This window comes from Paenibacillus sp. UMB4589-SE434, from assembly GCF_030226685.1.
Lineage (GTDB): Bacteria > Bacillota > Bacilli > Paenibacillales > Paenibacillaceae > Paenibacillus_B.
In genome coordinates this window covers 31327-45511 of the sequence record NZ_JASOYK010000004.1, presented here as the reverse complement: position 1 = coordinate 45511, position 14185 = coordinate 31327, and the positions used below count along the sequence as shown (strand labels likewise).

General features: G+C 44.5%; 8 protein-coding genes and 1 riboswitch. Of the genes, 5 read left to right on the top strand and 3 right to left on the bottom strand.

Annotated elements, in window-relative coordinates; all coding sequences use genetic code 11:
• Positions 1-2: 2 nt before the first annotated feature.
• The 3 genes from QP775_RS15485 to QP775_RS15475 all read right to left on the bottom strand — a co-directional run bounded on the left by QP775_RS15485 (position 3) and on the right by QP775_RS15475 (position 3847).
• Entirely contained in the window at positions 3-1571 is a 1569-nt protein-coding gene (locus QP775_RS15485) for a motility-associated ABC transporter substrate-binding family protein (RefSeq protein WP_285107368.1), read from the bottom strand.
• Between the two features lie 294 nt (positions 1572-1865).
• A complete protein-coding gene (locus QP775_RS15480; protein WP_239326214.1) occupies positions 1866-2615 on the bottom strand; it encodes a CAP domain-containing protein in 750 nt (249 codons plus the stop codon).
• Positions 2611-2739: riboswitch (cyclic di-AMP (ydaO/yuaA leader) on the bottom strand. Its footprint overlaps the gene before it by 5 nt.
• 127 nt (positions 2740-2866) lie before the next feature.
• Positions 2867-3847 carry a phosphotransferase family protein gene (locus QP775_RS15475; protein WP_285107365.1) on the bottom strand — a complete coding sequence of 327 codons (981 nt, stop codon included), beginning with the start codon at positions 3845-3847 and terminating at the stop codon, positions 2867-2869.
• 192 nt (positions 3848-4039) lie between these two features.
• Between QP775_RS15475 and yhbH the strand changes: the two genes are divergently transcribed.
• From yhbH to QP775_RS15450, 5 genes are all read left to right on the top strand, one after another.
• On the top strand, positions 4040-5188 hold the full coding sequence (gene yhbH, locus QP775_RS15470; protein WP_285107363.1) for a sporulation protein YhbH: 1149 nt from the start codon (positions 4040-4042) through the stop codon (positions 5186-5188).
• A gap of 310 nt (positions 5189-5498) precedes the next feature.
• Positions 5499-7565 (top strand): S9 family peptidase, encoded by a 2067-nt coding sequence (locus QP775_RS15465; protein ID WP_285107361.1) that lies wholly within the window; start codon positions 5499-5501, stop codon positions 7563-7565.
• Between the two features lie 534 nt (positions 7566-8099).
• Positions 8100-8786 carry a DNA-binding response regulator gene (locus QP775_RS15460; RefSeq protein ID WP_285107359.1) on the top strand — a complete coding sequence of 229 codons (687 nt, stop codon included), beginning with the start codon at positions 8100-8102 and terminating at the stop codon, positions 8784-8786.
• 1549 nt (positions 8787-10335) lie between these two features.
• Positions 10336-11784, top strand: a complete 1449-nt coding sequence (locus tag QP775_RS15455; protein ID WP_285107357.1) for a SpoVR family protein — start codon at positions 10336-10338, stop codon at positions 11782-11784.
• 647 nt (positions 11785-12431) lie between these two features.
• Positions 12432-14180 (top strand): CotS family spore coat protein, encoded by a 1749-nt coding sequence (locus QP775_RS15450; protein WP_285107355.1) that lies wholly within the window; start codon positions 12432-12434, stop codon positions 14178-14180.
• Positions 14181-14185: the final 5 nt, after the last annotated feature.

The following is a 14185-nucleotide window of genomic DNA, read 5'->3' as shown; positions in this document are numbered from 1 at the left end:
AATCAGTTAATCGTTATGGAATCTGTTTGATATACTTTACTGCTGTCTTTGCGTAAACGTATGCTCGCAGCTCCCGTTTTTCCGCTTTGCGTCCGTACTTTAATAATTTGTGCTACGTTACCGCTGCTATCAGCCGTGAAAGTTCTTGCCGTATAGCCGTAGCCGCTTGGCCATGAGCCATCCGCATTTTGCACCTGACCAACTTGAACACCACCAACCAAATATACGCCAGTCTGAAGTGTTACCGAACTATTAGGTGCAAGACCTGTCACCGTAATCGTCACATCAAACGGCACACCTGCTTGCACCGTTGCAGGATGTGTCATCGAAGGTGTGCCTGTTGGTATTTCGCCTCCGTTATTACCTTGAGCACCATATGAGCCAGTTTTGAATGTGGTAGCATCCCACCACTTGTAACCTGCTGCTGGTGCAGCCCATGGTTCAGCTTGCGGTTCCGTACTGTTAGCAGGTGTCTCAAATGGATGCAAGCTTGTTGCTGTATCCAGTTGGAAGCCTGGAACTTGCGTAAAGCTTGTATACGTCTCCTTATTAGCTAACCAATCAATGACGTTCATCAACAGTACAGCATCGTCCTGCTCTTTATATCCGTCATACGTTTTTTTAGTCTGTCCGTTCTCTTCCCTTTTGTATTTAGGTGATACGTCTTCCACTGGAGAAGAATCTCCGATGACAACCGCTTTTCCTTGTCCAACCTTGGAAATCGTTACATATGCACCTTCCGCAATACCGCCGCCGTTGTATACGCCTTGATCAACCGCATTCGGCCATTTTTGGCTGCTTGAGAGGGTTGGGACATATACAATTCCTTTTGCAATGTTCGGATTGGTGATGGCAATCGTAGATCCCGCATGCATCGCCACACTGGCTACTTGATTTGTGATGCCAAACGATTGGCTTAAAGGTACGATCTGAGTAGCATTAACATCACCAAGCGCATTGTAACGAAGGCGAACACCAAAGTTGTCGGAAAGCCAGTCAGAGCTGGCAACGCCCTGCATAGCAGCAGAGCCTGCTTCTTCTGCACTCATTCCTTGGGCTGGATTGCTCCAAGCACCACGGCGATAGCCGTTAAACACTTCGGAAGCATCCCATCTGTTTTTGTTACGATCTGCATTATAGTGATCCGATACAAAGAAGATGCTGCCTCCACCTTGCACATATTGCAGCAGCGCGGCTTGCTCTGTTGTTTTAAATGGAATGTTTGCTTCAGGAATTACAAATACATCATAATCTTTGAGATCATTGTATGTAATCGCGGTTGACTTGCGCAGTTCCTTTACATCATAACCTTTATTCGCAATGCCGTTTGCAAAATCGGAAAACCCACCATCAATAACCCAGTCTGCAGCTCCAGCAGTTTGCGCATGTGTATTGTCAAACAACACTTTTTTGCCATTAGGCGTGCCTTTTGCATTAATGTAAGGTGCTGGATCGGATGGCCCCTCTGCATACACGGGCGGATTTGTTCCAAAGGAGAATACAGGTAATGTAATCGCGACTGCCAATACTAACTTGAACCAATGACGTTTCCATTTTGTCCGTACATTCATTATTCATCGCCTCCTCATCAATTATCAATCATTCCATATGCAGAACAGTTCATTCATGATAGAAGATATCCTGGGCCAGCTCCTGCATGCAGCAGCCTCTCGTGTGTTCTCTGACTATTTTATTATGAAAAACATTTGTTAATAGAACCGCATTATTATGAAAAGGTTATGTGAAGACCTCATGGAAATTGTGTAAATCGAAGAAAAAGGCTGCCCTATCCGCGACAAAATCGCAGTAGATGCAGCCTTTCTTATATCATACAGGAGGAGTGTAAAAGGTATTTAAAAGTAAGCTTAGCCCGTAAATTGCTGTACCCATTCACCATTATAATAGGCCACACCAATTGTAGTGAAACTTGAGTTCATAATGTTTTTGCGATGTCCGTCGCTGTTCATCCAAGCGTTCATGACCTCTTCTGGCGTACGTTGGCCTTTAGCGATATTCTCGCCGGCAGTACTATACTGGATTCCATTAGCTTTCATCATGTCAAATGGCGAACCATAAGTTGGCGATTGATGATCAAAGTAATTGTTATCATACATATCCTTTGCTTTCTTCATCGCAACTTCAGACAACTTATTGTCCAGCTTAAGTGGAGCTAGTCCTGCTGCAGCACGTTCCTTGTTCACGAGCTCAGCTACCTGCTTTGCAAACTCGGATACATTTGCAGCTTGCTCCTGCTTGTTCTGTTCTGTGCTGCCGTTAGGCGACTGCTGCTGGCCCTTATTTTCAGTTCCCCCTTGCTTAGGTTGTTCAACCTTCACTTGGCCGGAATTGTTATTGTTCCCTTGCTGTTGACCGTCTTGCTTGAACTGTGGGAACCACTTGGACAGTAGTGCAGACCAATCTTGTCCGTTGATGTTCCACTTCATCGTGTTCTGCGTACCCTGCTGCGAATTGCTATTAACCTTAATATTGTTATTAACGTTGCAATCTGCATTACTAGCTGGTGCAGCCATTACCGAGCCTGCGGATAATACTGGAGCAAGTGCAAGTGCACCCACGATTACGACTTTCTGCATCTGTTTCTTCAAAGATGTCATCTCCCTTTGCAGCCTACGAGGTTAGCTGACGGGTTCGGGTTAAGAGATTCCCCTATCGCATGTGCGATTTCACCCCAATGTTGGTTCCCCCGTGCTCATTCATGAGCTTCGGCTTTCGTTTTTTAATTCTTACAAATCGTAACATGTTCCACACCTGAATTCATTTAAAACTTAATGTAAACAGATGAATATTATTACAAATTCGTCATAATTAAAAAAACGTACCCGCTCAGTAACGGGTACGTTCTTGTTTACTTTCGAGATGAAGACCATGCTTCAAGACGGCCAAGCACATCCTCTCTTGCGTCTAGATAAGCTGGACTATTGTTGTATTCAACCTTAAATACATAAGCATTCATAACAGCAAGCAGCAGCTTGTAGCTTTCTCTTCGTGTTTGTGCAGCGATAGACATATCCAACGGTTTACCGTATCCCTCCATAAAGTCAGCATTATTGTCCCATAATACAAATTCATATTCAGGATCGGCATACATCGAGCGATCCGCATCAATAATCGCGGCAATCTCCCACACATTATGTTGTTCACTCACCAGAACATTGGGATCCCATAGGTCATTATGAACAAGCACAGGAGTTGTGATCTCATCAAAAATGCGCTCATTTGATCGGAAAAGGTTTAATAATACGTCCATTTCCTGTTGTTCAAACACCCCATGAACAATTGACTTTCCTGCTAACTCATTTACAAACTGCAAGATGACTTGTGACCAGCTCTCACTACCTCTAATACCTTGTCTTGAAGTTGGCCAACCGAATTTTTCCCCTGTGAGTTCATGAATTCGTGATGTGTACTGACCCAAGCTGCGACGTAACGCTGCTTTTACATCCTCAGGAACAGTGGGGTCATTCATGGGCACACTCGGAATATATTCCATGACCATGTACACTCGTGGTATCACTTCACAAGACTCATCACAGATTATTACTTTAGGAACGGGAACTCCCTTCGTCGCCAGAAGGTTATAAATATGTGTCTCTGCGCCCATCATCGTCTTCTCAAAGTCTAGAAGCAGCTCATGGTGAATCGGGGCTACACGCAGCACGACTGCAGTTTCTGGCCGTATCGTATGAATTAAATAAGTCGTATTAAACAATCCTCCACTTAGCAATGAACAAGATAACACCTCCGTGTGGAGGTCGAAAGTTTCCGTCATTATTTTTGTAATCTGCTCTAATGTGAGCTCTTCATATATCCGTGAAGTTGGATTCATCTGTGTGCTCCTTTGAACTATGTAATAATGCTGTACCTAACCTTAATCCTAGCACTTATTAATTGGTGTGACTCCTTTATACATCACACTTTCTCCTGCTGCCCTTCATAACTCCCCTGTTCGTGAATATATTGTGTAACAAGAACTTACAGCAGGGATTCATCCTGTTGCTAATCTGGAAGGGGGAGCATCATGACTGAACCGTTATTTATCGTATCCCGTGAAGACTGGTCGCTCCATCGTAAAGGATATCAAGATCAAGCGCGCCATCAGCAGAAGGTGCGCGAAGCGATAAAGCAGAATTTGCCAGACCTGGTCACCGAGGAAAATATTATTTTGTCGGATGGCAAGCAAATTATTAAAGTTCCAATCCGCAGCCTGGATGAATTTCGTTTTATGTACAATTTTAACAAGAAGAAACATGTAGGCCAAGGAGATGGCGACAGTAAAGTAGGCGACGTGCTTGGAACTGATAAAGAACAAGGGCCCGGCAAAGGGCAGCAAGCGGGTGATCAGCCTGGAGCAGATGTAGTTGAAGCGGAGATCAGCATTGCAGAGCTTGAAGGCATGTTATTTGATGAACTGGAACTTCCCCATTTGCGTCCTAAGGACAAAGAGCAGATTGAAGTGAAAGAGATTCGCTTTAACGATATTCGCAAAAAAGGGATTATGTCCAACATTGACAAGAAGCGTACGATTCTTGAAAATATGCGGCGCAATGCTTTATCCGGTCAGCCTGGTATACATGGTATTAATCCAGATGACCTGCGATTTAAGACGTGGGAAGAAATTATTAAGCCACAATCAAATGCAGTCATCATTGCGATGATGGATACATCAGGAAGTATGGGCTCCTTCGAAAAATACTGTGCGCGCAGCTTCTTCTTTTGGATGACCCGCTTCTTGCGCAAACAGTATGAAAAGGTAGACATCGTGTTTATAGCCCATCATACAGAGGCAAAGGAAGTCACCGAGGAAGAGTTCTTTACTCGCGGAGAAAGTGGTGGCACGATCTGTTCCTCCGCATACATTAAGGCGCTTGATATAATCGATCGCCGCTATCCACCTGCCAGCTACAACATTTATCCTTTTCATTTCTCAGACGGCGACAACTTGACAAGCGACAATGAACGCTGCGTGAAGCTAATCGGTGAACTGTTAAAGCGCACGAATATGTTCGGTTACGGCGAAGTGAACCAATATAACCGCAGCAGTACACTCATGTCTGCGTATCGGAATATCAACATTCCGAACTTTATGTACTACGTCATTAAAGAAAAAACAGAGGTATACAAAGCATTGAAGCACTTTTTCAAAAAACAGCCCGCGGCTGTCCGATAACGTCCAACTTTACACGGCTAACTAGATATGAACGGGGCATCTGCGATCTGACGACCGATGGATTGCTCCATTCATGTCTTGCGCCTTTAATTGTTGTCTTATGATAAAGAACGGTTGCTAATTCTTAAGCTATTCGTTCAATCACTATGCTGCTGATGCCATGGTTTTAATGAAATTGAAAAAGATATCAACTGCCACAGTACCTTGCTGCTCGCTGTTTCTTGGGATACTATGGTTAGAGAGCAGTATTCTACCTTAGGAAACTTCCATTTACTTCATTTTACAAGATTAGATCAAAGGAGATGTGTCAATGCAGAACAAGCGAGGTATGCTTTCAGAAGATTTATATCGATTAACATGGTTAAGCGATCCTGTTATTAGCTCTTTTAATGGACGTATTGCCTACGTGTCGAAGTCTGTAAATGAAGAGAATAGCGGTTATCGCTCGCATATACGTCTCATGGAACAGGATGGCAGCGGCGATATTCCCTTTACTTCTGGAGATAAGGATCATTCGCCAGCGTGGTCTCCTGATGGTACACAGTTGGCTTTTCTGCGTCAATATGAGGACAAGCCGCAGATATGGATAATTGCCGCATTAGGTGGCGAAGCGCAACGTTTGACTGATCTTGCCCACGGTGTGAACTCCTTCGTCTGGTCTCCTGATGGACAACGTATACTTATCCGTTCATCTGTAGAACATACAGATGTAGAACATACTGAGGATAATGCCCTTTCAACCACTGTCCGCGCAGACAACGCGTCGACAAGCGGAAAGGACGAGCAGCCAGCTAACGGCGGCAAAGCTGGCTTACAGGCAGCAATATTTAACCGGCTGAATTACAAATCCGATGCCGGCGGTTTATGGAACAATAAGCGATCTCATCTGTTTGTGTACAACATAGGACATATCGGCACCGATCTACTTCAACTTACTTCCGGTCATTACGATATCGGAGAATTTGCCTGGTCTCCCGATGGGAATGAGATCGCTTTTACAGCTAAAATAATGGATGATCACGATATAGATCCGGATCTCATCCTATCTAACAATCTGTACGTCATAGATGCAGCAGGACACAATCGGCGCAAACTTACGACTTGTGAATGGGGGATCTATGATCTTGCTTATTCCCCAGATGGAGGCTGCATCGCCTTCTTTGCGAGCGACCGCTCCTACTATAACGCTACGATTGTACGCTTATACTCAATTCCTGCCGCAGGCGGCTCAATTACTTGCCTCAGCGCAGACTTGGATCGTCCACTTGGCCATGGTGCGATCAGCGACATGAGATCCAATATCGCATCTACGGGTCCAATTTTTACTGCTGATGGTTCCAGCATTTATTCGTTATTTACATCCGAAGGCAATGTGCACATTGCCCGCTTCGCTGCTGATGCTTCCAGCTATGAAGTCATTACAGCCGGTGATCGCGAAATTTACCAATTTGCCGATGCTCGCAACGGCAAGCTAATCGTTGCGTCTGCCGATCTCACTCACCCTGGCGATTTATTTGCATGGGATATAGAAGCAAAGATGGAAACTCGGTTAACCAACTGCAACGAAGCTCTTTTTAGCGAAGTCGAGATCAGCTTGCCTGAAACATTCTGGTTTAAAGCTGGTGACGGATGGGACATTCAAGGATGGATTTTAAAGCCAATTGGATATACAGCAGGCACTAAGGTGCCAACTGTGCTCGAGATTCACGGTGGTCCGCACGCCATGTATGCCAACACCTTTATGCATGAGTTCCAACTACTCGCCGCAAATGGATATGCTGTGGTATACACGAATCCGCGAGGTGGGCATGGTTACGGCCAGACATTTGTCAATGCATGCCGCGGCGATTATGGCGGCAAGGATTATTCAGACTTGATGGAAGCGGTAGATTATGCGGTATCCACTTATGACTTTATTGACTCGTCAAGATTGGGAGTCACAGGAGGCAGTTATGGCGGGTTTATGACCAACTGGATCGTGGGCCATACGGATCGTTTTCAAGCAGCCGTTACGCAGCGTTCTATCTCCAACTGGATCTCGTTCTACGGTGTAAGCGACATCGGTCATTTCTTCACAGAAGACCAGATTGGTGGTAATCCGTGGAACGATTTGGAGAGGCTGTGGAAGCATTCCCCGCTTGCTTATGTGGAACAAGTTCAGACTCCACTGCTAATCTTACATGGCGAGAATGACCTGCGCTGCCCGATCGAACAAGCAGAACAGTTGTTTATTGCACTTAAGCGCCTTGGCAAGAAGACTCAATTTATTCGCTTCCCATCCTCCAATCACGAGCTGTCACGTGGTGGCAACCCTGGCTTGAGGGTGCAGCGCCTTAACCATATTGTGCGTTGGTTCGATGAGCATATTGAAAAGTAAGTAACTTTGCTCATACATGGATGGTTAAATTTACCCGAAAAGATGCGGTGGTCTATGGACCTGTTTAGGTGCTATTTAACTCGCAAACTGGTTCTATAGTTCAGTTCTACAGTTCAGTTCTGTAGTCCAGTTCTATAGCTAAGTTCTACAGTATAGTTCTATAGCTCAGTTCTATAGCAAAGTTCTATAGCTCTGTTCTGTAGCTCAGTTCAGTTTTGCAGTTCAGTTCTACATCTTAGTTCTATAGCTAAGTTCTACAGTATAGTTCTATAATTCAGTTCTATAGTTCAGTTCTATAGTACTTTTCTACAGTATAGTTCTACAGCTCAGTTCTACAAGCAATATTTGGTTTCCAAGTTCTGCTTGGCATAGCCGGTGAATTTAATGATATATCGTTTTGATAACCTGAGTATAATGAACCTAACATAAAAGTATTCTTGGTTGTGAAGTACACACCGTTTCCCTGTTGATGGATATGTTTCCATTGATCTGGGTGACGGTGTTTTTTATTTCTATTAAGGGGACGTGAAATCTATGACATATGAATCGATGTATGAAAAATGGTTCGCTGATGCACTCGAAAAAAGCAGCGGTAATCGGAAAATGAGGCTAATGCAAGGGCACGGATACGCAGAACAATTATTTCTTGAAAAAGCGTGGTATCCTGCCTTTAAAAGCTTAGAACATTTATATCCTGAATATGAGGTTGAAGATTATCGGGATGGGAGCAGGTTTCTTGACTTTGCTTACATACGTTTCCCACTGCGATTAGCGATTGAAATTGATGGTTATGGTCCTCATCATGCTAAAGTAACACGGTGGCAGTTTTCCGATTCACTTATCAGACAAAACCATCTGATCATTGACGGATGGCGTATTTTACGGTTCTCCTATGACGATATTCACGATAAACCTCGCATGTGTGAGCAACTCCTTCAACAATTCATGGGAACCTGGTACCAAGGATATGATACTGGTCATTCTAGCTCCCATGAAGTTTTGGAAAATGAAATTTTGCATTATGCGGCCCATTTGGATCGAGATTTACTCCCGCAGGATGTATGTCATTTTCTAAATGTCGGAAAAGAAAAAGCTCGCTCCCTCCTAAAAAGGATGGTGGTAAAGCAAATGCTCCTGCCGCATAAAGGTGGAAAGATGCGAATTCGCTCCTATACAGTGAATCGAAATTATATGGAGAAAAGACGCGACCTATTCCTCTAGCTATCATCGTACGATGAGCACTGGCATAAGGATGATATCCCGGCTTATCTTGCTTATTTCATCGCTTCGAGGGTCACTTAAGGCTGGTTTTACGCTTAAGTTACCCTCTTCGGCTTTATTGTCCGCTCGGAAGTGGCTTGGAAGACTCATTGCTACTTCCTTTTCCCTTTGCTATCATCGTACGATGAGCACCGGCATAAGGATGATTTTCCGGCTTATCTTGCTTATTTTGCCGCTTTGAGGGTCACTTAAGGCTGGTTTTACGCTTTGTTTTACCCTCTTCGGCTTTATTGCCCGCTCGGAAGTGGCTTGGAAGACTCATTGCTGCTTCCTTTTCCCTTAGCTATCATCTACGATGAGCACCGGCATAAGGATGATATTCCGGCTTATCCTGCTTATTTCGTCGCTTTGAGGGTCACTTAAGACGGGTTTTACGCCTTAAATGACCCTCATCGGCTTTATTGCCCGCTTGGAAGTGGCTTGGAAGCCTCATTGCTGCTTCCTTTTCCCTTAGCTATCATCTTACGATGAGCAACGGCATAAGGATGATATCCCGGCTTATCTTGCTTATTTCGCCGCTTTGAGGGTCACTTAAGGCGGGTTTTACGCCTTATCAAATATTTTAGCCTGGAGATCCTTTTCTTTTTTCTGTAATTACGGCTCTGTCTGGGACTTTAGATCTCCAAAGATCCCAGATTTAATAACTTCAGATACCTTTGTGGCGTTGGATCATTGTCTCACTTTGGGGCGTTATGTCACCTTCGTTCACTGCCTGACTCTAGCTCATTGAGTCGCCTTCGATCTTTACCTGACTTTCGCTCGTTGTGTCACCTTCGTTCTTTGCCTGACTTTCGCTCGTTGTGCCACCTTCGTTCATTGTCTAACTTTAGCTCGTTGTGCCACCTTCGTTCATTGCTTGACTCTAGCTCATTGAGTCGCCTTCGATCTTTACCTGACTTTCGCTCGTTGTGTCATCTTCGATCATTGTCTAGCTCTAGCTCGCTGGGACAACTTCGATCTTTACCTAACTTTGACTCATTGGGTCACCTCCATCATTGCCTGACTCTAGCTCATTGGGTCGCCTCCGATCATTGTCTAACTTTAGCTCGTTGCGCCACCTTCGATCATTGCCTAACCTTAGCTCCTTGTGTAACTTTAGTTTATTTTCCAGCATTAGATTGCCGTGTGTGTGATCTTAGTTCGCTGTCTGACTTGGGACCGTATTGCGAGTTGGATCGCAGTGAGACTTTAGAGCACCTTAACCCTATTTTCCGTTTGCATCTGCGAACCCTACACTCATCCAACATCCTACATTTCTAATATGGCGTATACACAACTATGATCAACATATCTATTATCAGGAGCTCTGTCCCGTCCCTCTCGGGCCGTAGTAACTGCGTAATCCAAAAAAATGACCAATTAGGTTATTGCGGGCGGCAAATTTGATTGCCGAATCACTAAAAGATATCATCTCAACCTGCACATATCCCCCCTACTTCCGCCATACATATGGTATGAAACGTAATTTAGAGCTCGGAGGGATCGCGACATGAAACAAGACGATACTCGCCAGCTGGAGCGGGCGATTGCTGAAATAACAGAAATTGCTACCGGCTTTGGACTGGACTTCTATCCGATGCGGTACGAGATATGCCCGGCTGATATTATTTACACGTTCGGTGCTTACGGGATGCCTACCCGCTTTCATCACTGGAGCTTCGGCAAGACATTTAACAAAATGAAGATGCAATATGACTTCGGTCTAAGCAAAATTTATGAACTCGTTATCAACTCCAATCCCTGTTATGCGTTCCTGTTGGACGGCAACTCCCTCATCCAGAACAAACTCATCGTCGCCCACGTACTCGCCCATTGCGACTTTTTTAAAAACAATGCACGATTCTCCACCTCCAATCGTAATATGGTGGAAAGCATGTCCGCTACCGCTGAACGTGTCTCGAATTACGAATTAGAATTCGGCACACAAGCTGTAGAGAGCTTTATTGATGCCGTGTTGGCTATTCAAGAACATGTTGATCCACAAATTATTCGCCCGCAGAAGCTTGACAAGCAGCGCTACATGGAGCTTAAGATGAAAGAACAAAAAGACAAAGAACCACCGAAGCAGCCCGGACAATATGACGATCTTTGGTCGCTCGAAGACAAAGCTAATGGAACAAAAACCAACGGGCGTACGGACAGCCCAGAGCAAATATTCCCGCCTGAGCCTGAGAAGGACATCGTCTGGTTTATTCAGGAGTTCTCGCCCGTATTGGAAGATTGGCAGCGTGACATTATGTCCATGTTGCGCGACGAGATGCTTTATTTCTGGCCACAGATGGAGACTAAGATCATGAATGAAGGCTGGGCGTCCTACTGGCATCAACGTATTTTGCGTGAGCTGGATCTGACAACGGAAGAATCTTTCGAATATGCCAAGCTTAACTCATCAGTTGTACAGCCCTCCAAACACAGCTTGAATCCCTATTATTTAGGTCTTAAAATTTTCGAAGATATCGAACATCGATGGGATAATCCAACCTCCATCGAACAAGAAAAGCTCGGTCGAGAACCCGGTCAAGGACGTGCCAAAATATTCGAAGTACGCGAGGTCGATTCCGACCAATCGTTTATCCGTAACTATTTAACCAAGAAATTGACAGACGATCTGGATTTATATGTGTTTGAAAAGAAAGGCCCTGATTGGAAAATAACAGATAAATCATGGGAAAACATTCGTGATCAACTGGTTTATTCACGTGTCAACGGTGGTTTTCCTTACTTAGTCGTACAAGACGGAGATTACCAGCGAACAGGAGAATTATATATCAAGCACCAATACGAAACTGTGGAGCTTGATCTCAAATACTTAGAACGAACGCTTCCCTACGTTTATACGTTATGGGGCAAATCCGTCCATATTGAGACCAAAGTCGAGGAGAAGACGGTGTTGTTTACTTACGACGGCAAAAAAGTATCGCGCAAGTTTATCCCCTAATATACGATCCGCCGATTTTTATATCCCCCATCTGCCTTGCAGATGAGGGGTTTTCTTTTGTGGGTATTATAGATATTGTAGATATTGTATATATATAATTATTATGGATATTATAATTCTGTACCCCGAATGTTGAGCCTTCATTTTTCGTGTTCCTCGCCAATTTCGGGTAGCATTCCATTTACCCAGATCGTCCAAGCTCCAATTCCAGCACTGAATGTAGGCACATAAGAGCATCCTCTGCAATAAAGTTGACAAGCACTCATCATGTGTCACCAAGAAAATGTGTCAGCTACCTTTATAAATTCCACGAATGTACATTTCAACCCTAATCAAATGGTCATATGTATATAAATAAAGATTTACGCCTGTGAAGAGGATATAAACACCTTCTCATCTGGCATCAAGCTCAAACTTAGGTTGAATGGGGTGAAAACACTAATTTTTAAGCATACCGTTACGTTTCTTAGCTTTTCGGGGAAACGGTAAGGAGCGGAACGACTATGCGAACATTGATCGGTTCAAGAATCCATGTCCTATTTATCCGGAACCCAAACTCTTTCATCCATTAGTAGAATTATTAAATTTATTTATGCAACTCCAAAAAGCTCTTTCCGATTAACGATGTCGGGATAGGAGGTAAAATGTTGGAACAGTATCAAATTGAACCTTGGGATCATATTACTACCGTCTCGCCTGGCACAGTGTTGGAACAGTATGTGCCCCCTGAGCTTGAAGCACTAGGCAGACAGGTAATGGAACAATACGATATGAAAGTATCCAGTATGGTGCTGATCACTTCTAAGCCAGACAAGGGTGGCGCAATCTGGAAAATTGAAACAGATAAAGGTCCTCGCAGCATCAAAGTTCTCCATCGTCATCCGCAAAGAAGCCTGTTCAGCGTAGGTGCCCAGGAATATCTGGTTCAAGTAGGAGCAAGAGTGCCTGCACTCATTCCAACGATAGATGGACGGCTGTATGTTGAGGCTGGTGGCAAAAGTTGGATTGTTACCGACTGGATCGAAACGTTGGTGCCAGCATCCAAAATTGATCTGGAAGGTGCTGCTCAGCTTTGCCAAGGACTTGGCGAATTCCATACATGGACAAAAGGATATAAACCGCCTGCAGGCGCCTCTAAATCCTCAAGATTACACGGATGGATCAAATATTATCAAAAAATAATAGCAAAGATCGGCTGGTTTCGTCATATTGCCGAGGCATATAACGAAACAGCGGGAAGTGGGCCGCTGCTGCAAGTCGTTGATGATTTTGAACGACAAGCTGTAGAAGCGTTAGAACGTCTGAATAACTCAGAATATGCCAATATGGTCGCCATGGGCGAACCACACTGGGGCCTTGCCCATCAGGATTACGGCTGGTCAAATGGCCAAATGGGCCCTGGTGGCATCTGGGTTATCGACCTCGACGGCGTTTCTTATGATCTCCCATTCCGTGACCTTCGTAAAATTATTACGAGCACAATGGATGATATGGGAGTCTGGGATATTACCTGGATTCGCGGAATGATCGAGGCCTATCATCTCGGCAATCCATTTGATCAGCAAATGTTTGAAATTCTGTGGATCGATATGGCATTTCCGAATGAATTTTATAAACACGTCAAGGAAATGGTATTTGATCCTGTCAACTTCCTCAATTTAGAATTGATGCCAATCTTACAACGAGTATTGGCAACCGAATCCACCAAGTGGCAAGTGCTGCAGGAGCTGTATGCAGACAAGGAAAAGTATCCGTTAGGAACTTACGAGCCGCAATACGTTCCAGAACAATGGAGCCTCGCACTTCCTAGTGAAGATGGAAGCTTTGTCGCCACAGACCAATCTCCATTCTTTGATTTTACTAACGTTAGCGATAATCCTGTATCGCCTCCATTTGTTGCAGCAGAGGCACCAGCAGCCGCTCTTCCACCACATGAACAACAGCCAATTCAGCTACAAGTGCCTGTAAATGAAGCAGCCAATGCACCTTCGCTGGCCAGTACACTTATTGCGGGCAGCGAGTTATCAGAAGTGCCCCCTGTCGGTCTTTCAGAGGTGCCTGTTGCCCAAGGTCTAATTACCCTAGCCCCGATAAGGCCAATCATTGCTGCCCCTATTAAATTATTAGTCCGTTCTAAGAAAAGACGGCGCAAATCCTCACGAAATTCAACTACGATATTCCGGCGTTCAGGATCAAAGAAAAAGAGTGCTTCCCGAAAAAAATCGGCACTGAGCCTAATCATCAAGCGACGAAAAGCAACAAAAGCGTCCCCGTCCAAAAAAAATATCGGTCGCTTGCAAAAACAAAGAAAAAAATCACTCCCCTCCAAACGCCCTGCATCTCCCTATAGAACCACGCTTCAGAAAACCAAACGAAACACTCGAAAGACCGCTTAACGAAA